Consider the following 7646-nt stretch of genomic DNA (forward strand, 5'->3'; position numbering starts at 1 on the left):
TCAAAAAAGATAAAACCGCTATAGCCATTGAAATTTCAATGGCTATAGCGGTTTTGTAACACGTTTTTTGTCCTATAAGCCGACAATCACCGCATCGGCAACTTCAAGCACTAAAAAACGGGCAGGTGACGGTCTGCCCGCTGGAATGGAAGAAAATGAAAGGATCTACGCACATCGCGCATCAAGTTTCATCTCTTGTTATGCTTATTTGGTGAGCCACTATGCGATCACATCATTCCGTTTCCTTTATCTCTCTCCACGATAAATGCCTTTAGAGTTGCAATATGCTCCTTCGCTGCTTTTCTAGCTGCCTCCGGATCGCCGGCAACGATGGCATCGACTATCCTCTTATGCTCAACAGGCTGAATCATATACTTGCTCTGATCATCATAATATACGTAACGGAATCTCATCGAGAGCTCCTGCACCTGCTTAACCATCTGAATCAGCGTCTTATTGCCGCTACATTCAACGATGTAGTTGTGCAGCTTCTCATCGTATTCTACCATCTCATCCCTATTATGGTTCTCAATTGCAAGCTGGTTGAGCCTTAACAGTTTGTTGAGTGCCGCCTTATCCTCTTCGGTAGCCCTTTCCGCCGCAATTCCGGCAGCCAGCTCCCCAAGCGCCTCCCTTACCTCAAATACATCCTCAAGATCTTTTATCGAAATTTCCGACACATACGCACCATGTCTCGGCTCGATAACTACTAAACCTTCAGCTGCGAGTTTACGAACCGCCTCTCTGATAGGTGTCCTGCTAACATTCATCTTGTCTGCCAGTTCAATTTCCATGAGTCTTGTATGGGATTCTATCTCGCCGGTCAGAATTCTTCTCTTGAGTTCCAAATATACAAGCTCTCTAAGTGGTTTCTGAATCTGAAAATCTAACTCCATTAGTTGTACCCTCCACTCTCCGTCTTCCAGTATCTCCAAGTTGGCTCAATCCAGTTAGCAGATCCCAAGTCTGCATAGTCTGCTTCGAATCTAGTACGGTCGGTATAGTAAGCTACCACAGTCGGTCCACTGCCACTCATCAGCACTTCATCTGCGTGTAAATTCTTGCGAATCAGTTCTTCCAAAGCCCGGACTTCTTCATAATTCGCAAGCGTATATAGCTCGAGGTCATTATAGAAGATGTGATCATCAGTCTTTTTTCTCATATATGAGATTCTGTCCGGTTCCTCATCCATTGCTTCGTATACTTCCCTGGTAGAAACAGCAATTCCCGGGTTAAATAATATTACATGATATGGTCTCGGCTCAGCAGCTTCAACCACATCTCCAATTCCGGACACTACAGCGGCACTGCTCGCTTCTGCGAGTCCGGGCAGCCCATATAAAAGGGCTTTGTTCATGTACGCATTCATCATTAAAGAAAACGGTACATCCGCCCCTACACCGGCACCTATCTTCATCAGTTCTCTCAGAGAGAACGGATTGCCAAGCATGGAATTCACTCCAAGCATTGCGACTGCTGCATTTCCGCTTCCGCCGGCTATGCCCGCTGCCACAGGAAGCCTCTTCTCAATATGTATTGAGATGCATTCCATACCTCTGCTCTTCATCAGTTCAGCAACGCTTTCCCTATCGGAAACAGCCTCAATAACTGATACCACCCCTTTAACGGCAAGATTGTCCGCAGATTGTGGGATTTTCTTATTATTCGCACATAAGTATATGTTAGTTTTAACAAAAAAACAACGAAAACTGTAATTTTTTGGTAAATTCGCTTCTATTTTCAAGGTGTCACATAAATTGACCCCCTGCATGAACGACCTGATGTCATGATAACCATCCGATCGTCGGGATAGCACGTATAGCGAAAGGTTGATTTTTGCATATGCATTAAGCTCAAGTGCCTGTGCTGTAATCACTCGTGTATTCATAACACCACCCGTTACCTCAAAAAATGCGAGGATACGTCGTATCCTCGCACTAATTGTACTATTTTGTATGCAAAATGTTATGTATAATCTGTGATTTTCCGAAATTATGCTTAATTACTTGGAAGCTTTTCCGCGGCCGGACTTGTATGTACCGCCGCCTGCAGTGATCGGCCTTGGCTTATGAACCTTATACACATTCGGAAGCAATTCACTAATATTGAGCTTCTCCTCCTTCTTAACTGTGCCCTTTTTCTTGGCGCGCTTCTCAGCCTTGGCAACACGCTTCTTCTCCTCTGCGATTACCTCTTCAACTGACTTGCCGGTTCTCTTAGCCTCTCTGTAAGGGTTGAATGCGGACTCCCCCTTCTTCTCCTTCTCGACCTTCTCGTCGTCCTTCCGGCTGCTCTGCTGTCTGATAGTCACAACCATAATACCACCGAACACGACTACCATCATAACCATGTTGATGGTCATGCTGAGCCTCTGGTTGAATGTTTTAAATGTTACAACTGTGTCCTTGCCGAGAGAATTTCCGTAGTCATCTACGAAATTCTTATCGATCACCAGCTTGTACTCCGAGTTATTCTCCACCTTGAACTTCTTGTCAGTGTTGTCGCCAAGCACAAGAACAAGTCCCGACTTATCGTTTGCTGTCAGAACCTTGATCGGAATCTTCTTGCCGTCCTTATTGATGATCTTAACGCTCTTGGCGTTGTTGGCCTGTGCAGCCTTGCTGGACACTGAATGATTGAAATACAGCTTAACTCCCAGGTTTTCAATCGAGGTGTTCTTCTGGCCATCCTTAGGGTATGACGACTTGAGCGCAAATGCACTATCGTCAGCTGCTAAGCACATAGCCGTGCTAAGCACTATCATCAGCATTGTCAGAACCGCAATTAACCCTCTTCTTTTCATCTACTTTTCCTCCGGTATATCGACTTTGTCTTTGACTATATTACTCTTGCGCAGCTGCGCCTTAGTTATCCTCAGCTCTCTAAAAAAGCTCGTCAGCGCCTCCGCACATTCGTCGGCAAGTATTCCGCGTTCTACATCTATCCTGTGGTTGAGACTGTCCGAGCCGGTGATATCGAATATCGACCCGGAGGCCCCGTTCTTGGGGTCCATTGTCCCTATACAGAGCTTTTCCAGCCTCGCTAATACCATTGCTCCTGCACACATAGAACACGGCTCTAATGTCACATATAGCTCGCACCCGCTGAGCCATTTACTGCCCAGCCTTGCCTCTGCCGCATCCATTGCCAGCATCTCTGCATGCGCCGACGAAGATGCATAGGCTTCCACCATATTGTGAGCCTTGGCGATAATCTCGCCATCCTTTACTATCACAGCCCCTACCGGAACCTCGCCAAGCTCAGCTGCAATGTACGCTTCCTTCAAAGCTTCTCGCATATATAAATTGTTATCTCGCATATCTGTTAACTTTATCATAGAGATGCGTATTTTTCAACCAATAGGGTAGAGCGAGGGCGTTAGCCCTCAACCCTCCCATTGCACCGTACATACGGATCTCGTATACGGCGCTACATCAACATAGAATCAAGCATTAACTCAGATAATACGCTAAAGGGTCGACCAATCCCGGTCGGCTCTTTGTCTTTTTGCCAAGTATCGTTGGATTTAGCAGGAAATTAATATCCCGGATAGTAGCCATTCGGTACCATCCCTGCCTTGCGTTTGCCACGCTTAACAGTCTTTCCTCCTCAAAGCCACACTTCTGAATCCTGTTCAGAGCCATCAGGTTCTTGAATATGGTCTTCGGCTTTTTCCACTGTTTGAGTATCACTACTCTCACCTTGTGCCTCAGCCATTGTCCATATTCATCCAGAAAGCCTTTCATGCTACCGATTCTGTAGTAGTTTATCCACCCCCGGATGAGCCAGTTCAGTTGCATAAACGTAGACTTTATGGTTCGCGCGGTCGCTTTCTTCCGACAAAGAATCTCACGAGTCTTCTCATAGAGTTTCTTCTTTCGGTCTTTGGCAGGCCTGCACTTCCAACCGTCTTTGCTCTTCCAGAATGTGAATCCCAGAAAGTTACTCTTCGTAGGTCTTACGACCTTTGTCTTAGTGGCACTGTCTCTCAGCCGAAGTTTGCGCTCCAGCCAGCTTGTCACAGACTTCATCACTCTGTCTGCCGCCATTTCACTTTTCACGAAGATGTCGCAGTCGTCAGCGTATCTAACGAAATGAAGTCCCCTTGATTCCAGTTCTTTGTCGAGCTTGTCAAGGTAGATGTTGGATAGTATAGGTGAAAGAGGTCCGCCTTGCGGTACCCCTTCTTCACTTGGGCTGATCAAGCCATCTTCCATGACTCCAGCTCTTAGAAACTGTCGAGTCAGTCGTAGCGTTTTCGCATCATTGATGCGTTCTCTGAGTATTGAAATTAACTTGTCATGGTTTACCATGTCGAAATACTTCTCGATGTCAAGGTCTATCACCCACTCATATCCCTCGTTGAGGTATTCGAGGGCTTTCTCTATCGCACCATGGCAATCTCTGTTCGCTCGGAACCCATAACTATAGTCACTGAAATATTTGTCATATCCGAGAGACAATATCTGTGCTGTCATCTGCTGTACAACTCTGTCTGTGACTGTCGGTATTCCGAGAGGTCTCTTCTTGCCGTTGGCTTTAGGTATGTAGACCCTTCTTACCGGTCTCGGTCTGTATTTACCTTCACGTATCTGAGCCTTCAGCTCTTCCCTTTGAAGAGTAAAATACACGTCAAGTTCATCTACCGTCATCCCATCGACTCCGGCTGCACCTTTGTTTCGCTTGACGTTCTTGATTGCCTCGTCAATATTCCTGTCCTGTAATATCCATTCGATTAATTCCACTTGTTGCTCCTCTTTCTGTTCGTAAATCTGTCGGAAATCATCCCCTCTACCTTTTGCCTCCACAGACTTACGTTTCTGCTTTCAGAGCATATCCTCGATTTCGGATTATTCCGACCTTGCTTGCAGTGATTTGCAATACATTGACATTAGACCCTTCCCGTTTGTGCTCCCGGTACTATGGTCTCAGCTGACTCCCGGACGCAAGCCTTTTCCGCACGTGTTTCCACGCCGTCCGGGTCTCCCGGGGTAAGACATAGTTCTTTTGCCACACAACCTCCGGATTTACTGTCTCGGTGATACGTTTACCTTTTGGGCTTCGGTTTGTACAGCAACCTCACACACCGTTTAGCCTTGTATCCGGTTTCTATTCGTAGGCTCGATGGCTTTGCTACACCGCTTCCTTCACTTGAGCATTACTGCTTTCCGCTTGCGGTTCGCTACACTTGGCGGTAAATACCCGTGACTGGACTCTCACCAGTAAGAACTGTGCCATGCCCGGCACACTATAAATAGAGCTGTCGCATTAATGCGACAGCTCCCAATTTCTCGGGTCTATAACTTTCTTTGTGGTTTAATGGGTAGCTATTCCACAGATTGTTATCTAATTGATTATTTCTGATACATAGTCATACCATATTGGTCTAGTGATTTCGGTTCAACCCGTGCTACGCAACGCTGACACCAATTGTGATGATAGACTCTTTTCCAGAGCTATGCGAAATAACTTTGATCTTGACCAAAGTATATCCGTTTTCTGACATATTAGGATGATCGAGAACCTCTAGTGATACGCTACCGTCATTAGGAAAGTTTGAGATCAAAGCCCTGTACTCATCAATAGTTGGCTCAGCATCTCCAACCTTCTTGTTGATTATCTTCGTAGAAAGTTCAGGTTTGAACTCATCCTCAACTTCGTTGTCCTCTTCAGGATTTCCCTCATCATTGTTATCGCCTGTACTTGGATTTTCATCGACCACATCCTCGACGAATGTGATATAGAGTGCGAAGTTCGCATTTTTGTTGCTCTCATAATCCTTATTAACACAGTTGAAGCTGAACTTATATCCGTACTCATCCACTTTGAATCTGCTCTCATACTCGTAGTGTTTGCCGCTTAAGGATGTAGTTCTGAATCTAGCCTTCTTACCGAAGTACTCTTTCTTGAGCTTAATAGTCTGTCTGTACGCTATGTTGTTACTATTCTCCTCAGACTTCGCAGGGTCAGCAACCTCTTCCCAAGTCTTGCCATTATCGAAGCTGTATTCCATCTTGGTGATGTAATCTGTGCTGTACGACTCAAAGAATATCGCAAATTCAGTGCGTCTCTTTGAACCCTTGTGTGTGATTTTAGCAATTAGCGCCTGACTCTTAGTCTCGTCCGAGAGATTCATTTTGTCGTACAGCTTCTCGCCAGTATCTCTATTGGTAACTTCTATTCCGTACTTATCGAATTCAGCATAAGGAACCACTATCTTAGTTCCATCTTCCTTGGTCAGCTCAATCTTAACACCTGATAAATCAAGCGGCTTCGCAATGTCCGACTTCAGAACTCTCTGTCCTGTATAGCCGTTTATTGCCGTGGGTTCGAGTACATTGATTTCAGTGATGTCATTTCCAGTTTTCTTGTCGTTCTCTGAAAGCTCTAAAGCGTTGTCCACTGATAGACCGACTCCTCCCGTAGTGAGCGTAGCGCCCGAAATCGCGTCCATCATCTTCTTACACTTGTGATTCTTGCCCAGATACTCTCTGATTACTGGCGAAACCATCTCGGCTCTTCTCGCATCAGAAATCTTGCTTGCATACTCCTTGCCCAGTAGCTTCTCGGCTTCCTTGGCCTGGTCCTTTGCGTGCGCAATCTGGTCGATATACTTTCTATACACCTTGAGAATAGCGATATTTCTCTTGCCTTCTTCACCACACAGATATGGTATTGCTCTCGCAGAGATTGCCATATAGTCTAGTCCAGAGTATCCCTGACCTTCGACAAATACTACATTTTCGATGATGTTGTTCTTGATTGTTACTATGGTCTTAACGCCGCCTCTAGCCTCGTCAAATCCATCGCCGAGTCCAACATATTTTCCGTCCTTGAGATCGGATTTCCTCATTAAATCGCTTATCTCTTTCTCGATCTGCGCCTGTCTATCTAGCACAGGAGGGACAGGCTCACCAGGCGTTATTCCTGGGTTTACACTTGGATTCGTTCCAGGATTCGCACCAGGTTTAGCATCCGGCTTTGAAGGGCTTACAGATGGCTTCGATGGACTTACCGAAGGTGTAGCACTTACTCCAGGTTTTACTGCTGCCGAAGCACTTGCCTGATTCTGTCTTCTATTCTGAGAAATAACTGCTCTAGCTCTCTGATTATCACCAGAATTTCTTCTTAACGCGTGACTGCTGTTTTCCCCGTTACTATTAGTCTCATAGTCCCCTGCAGTACCCTTATCTGCACTCTCCTGTGGCTCATTTTGTTCACTAGCAATATCAGCATGCTCCTTCTTGTGAGAAACTGCAGACTTGTTAGCCTTCTCACCTTTCCCCGAGAACATACCAAAAGCTATTCCCCCTGCCACTGCTAGAATGAGCGCCCCGATTAATACCGGTTTTAAGATCGTGTTCTTGCTCATTAATTCCTCCTATAATGATAGTGAGTGTTATTAAATTATAAGTTAGTCATGACTAACCCTAGTATAGCACAAATTTACTCAGATAATTTATCAAACTTTTAAATTGCATGTATTTTATATCTTTATGTATTAAAAAAATACAATGATACTTGGTATTAGCAGCTACTCAGGTAACTACATCCTGTTAGTTTAAACAATAGGGTAGAGCGAGGGCGTTAGCCCTCAACCCTCCCGTTGCACCGTACATACGGATCTCGTATACGGCGCTACATCA

6 protein-coding genes are annotated in these 7646 nt (G+C 45.4%); all 6 read right to left on the bottom strand.

Annotation, left to right across the window (positions count from 1 at the left end; genetic code table 11):
• Nucleotides 1-227: 227 nt before the first annotated feature.
• The 6 genes from HMPREF0581_RS06930 to HMPREF0581_RS06955 all read right to left on the bottom strand — a co-directional run bounded on the left by HMPREF0581_RS06930 (nucleotide 228) and on the right by HMPREF0581_RS06955 (nucleotide 7372).
• Complete coding sequence (locus HMPREF0581_RS06930; protein WP_009643209.1) at nucleotides 228-896, bottom strand: GntR family transcriptional regulator; 669 nt, start codon at nucleotides 894-896, stop codon at nucleotides 228-230.
• Nucleotides 896-1888 (bottom strand): 4-(cytidine 5'-diphospho)-2-C-methyl-D-erythritol kinase, encoded by a 993-nt coding sequence (locus HMPREF0581_RS06935; RefSeq protein ID WP_036381746.1) that lies wholly within the window; start codon nucleotides 1886-1888, stop codon nucleotides 896-898. Before HMPREF0581_RS06935 ends, HMPREF0581_RS06930 begins: the two co-directional genes overlap by 1 nt.
• Before the next feature lie 114 nt (nucleotides 1889-2002).
• Nucleotides 2003-2803: an Ig-like domain-containing protein gene (locus HMPREF0581_RS06940; protein WP_036381749.1), complete on the bottom strand. Its 801-nt coding sequence runs from the start codon at nucleotides 2801-2803 to the stop codon at nucleotides 2003-2005.
• Nucleotides 2804-3337, bottom strand: coding sequence for a tRNA adenosine(34) deaminase TadA (gene tadA / locus HMPREF0581_RS06945; protein ID WP_242835203.1), 534 nt, complete (start codon nucleotides 3335-3337; stop codon nucleotides 2804-2806).
• A gap of 115 nt (nucleotides 3338-3452) precedes the next feature.
• A complete protein-coding gene (gene ltrA / locus HMPREF0581_RS06950; RefSeq protein ID WP_036381760.1) occupies nucleotides 3453-4745 on the bottom strand; it encodes a group II intron reverse transcriptase/maturase in 1293 nt (430 codons plus the stop codon).
• A 665-nt stretch (nucleotides 4746-5410) separates the two neighbouring features.
• Nucleotides 5411-7372, bottom strand: a complete 1962-nt coding sequence (locus tag HMPREF0581_RS06955; RefSeq protein ID WP_036381752.1) for an FMN-binding protein — start codon at nucleotides 7370-7372, stop codon at nucleotides 5411-5413.
• Between the last annotated feature and the right edge of the window lie 274 nt (nucleotides 7373-7646).

The sequence above is a fragment of the Mogibacterium timidum ATCC 33093 genome (assembly GCF_000525775.1).
Lineage (GTDB): Bacteria > Bacillota > Clostridia > Peptostreptococcales > Anaerovoracaceae > Mogibacterium > Mogibacterium timidum.

Coding starts and splice junctions, on each gene's coding strand:
- HMPREF0581_RS06930 (WP_009643209.1), bottom strand. CDS start 896: ATGGAGTTAGATTTTCAGATTCAGAAACCACTTAGAGAGCTTGTATAT.
- HMPREF0581_RS06935 (WP_036381746.1), bottom strand. CDS start 1,888: ATGAATACACGAGTGATTACAGCACAGGCACTTGAGCTTAATGCATAT.
- HMPREF0581_RS06940 (WP_036381749.1), bottom strand. CDS start 2,803: ATGAAAAGAAGAGGGTTAATTGCGGTTCTGACAATGCTGATGATAGTG.
- tadA (WP_242835203.1), bottom strand. CDS start 3,337: ATGATAAAGTTAACAGATATGCGAGATAACAATTTATATATGCGAGAA.
- HMPREF0581_RS06955 (WP_036381752.1), bottom strand. CDS start 7,372: ATGAGCAAGAACACGATCTTAAAACCGGTATTAATCGGGGCGCTCATT.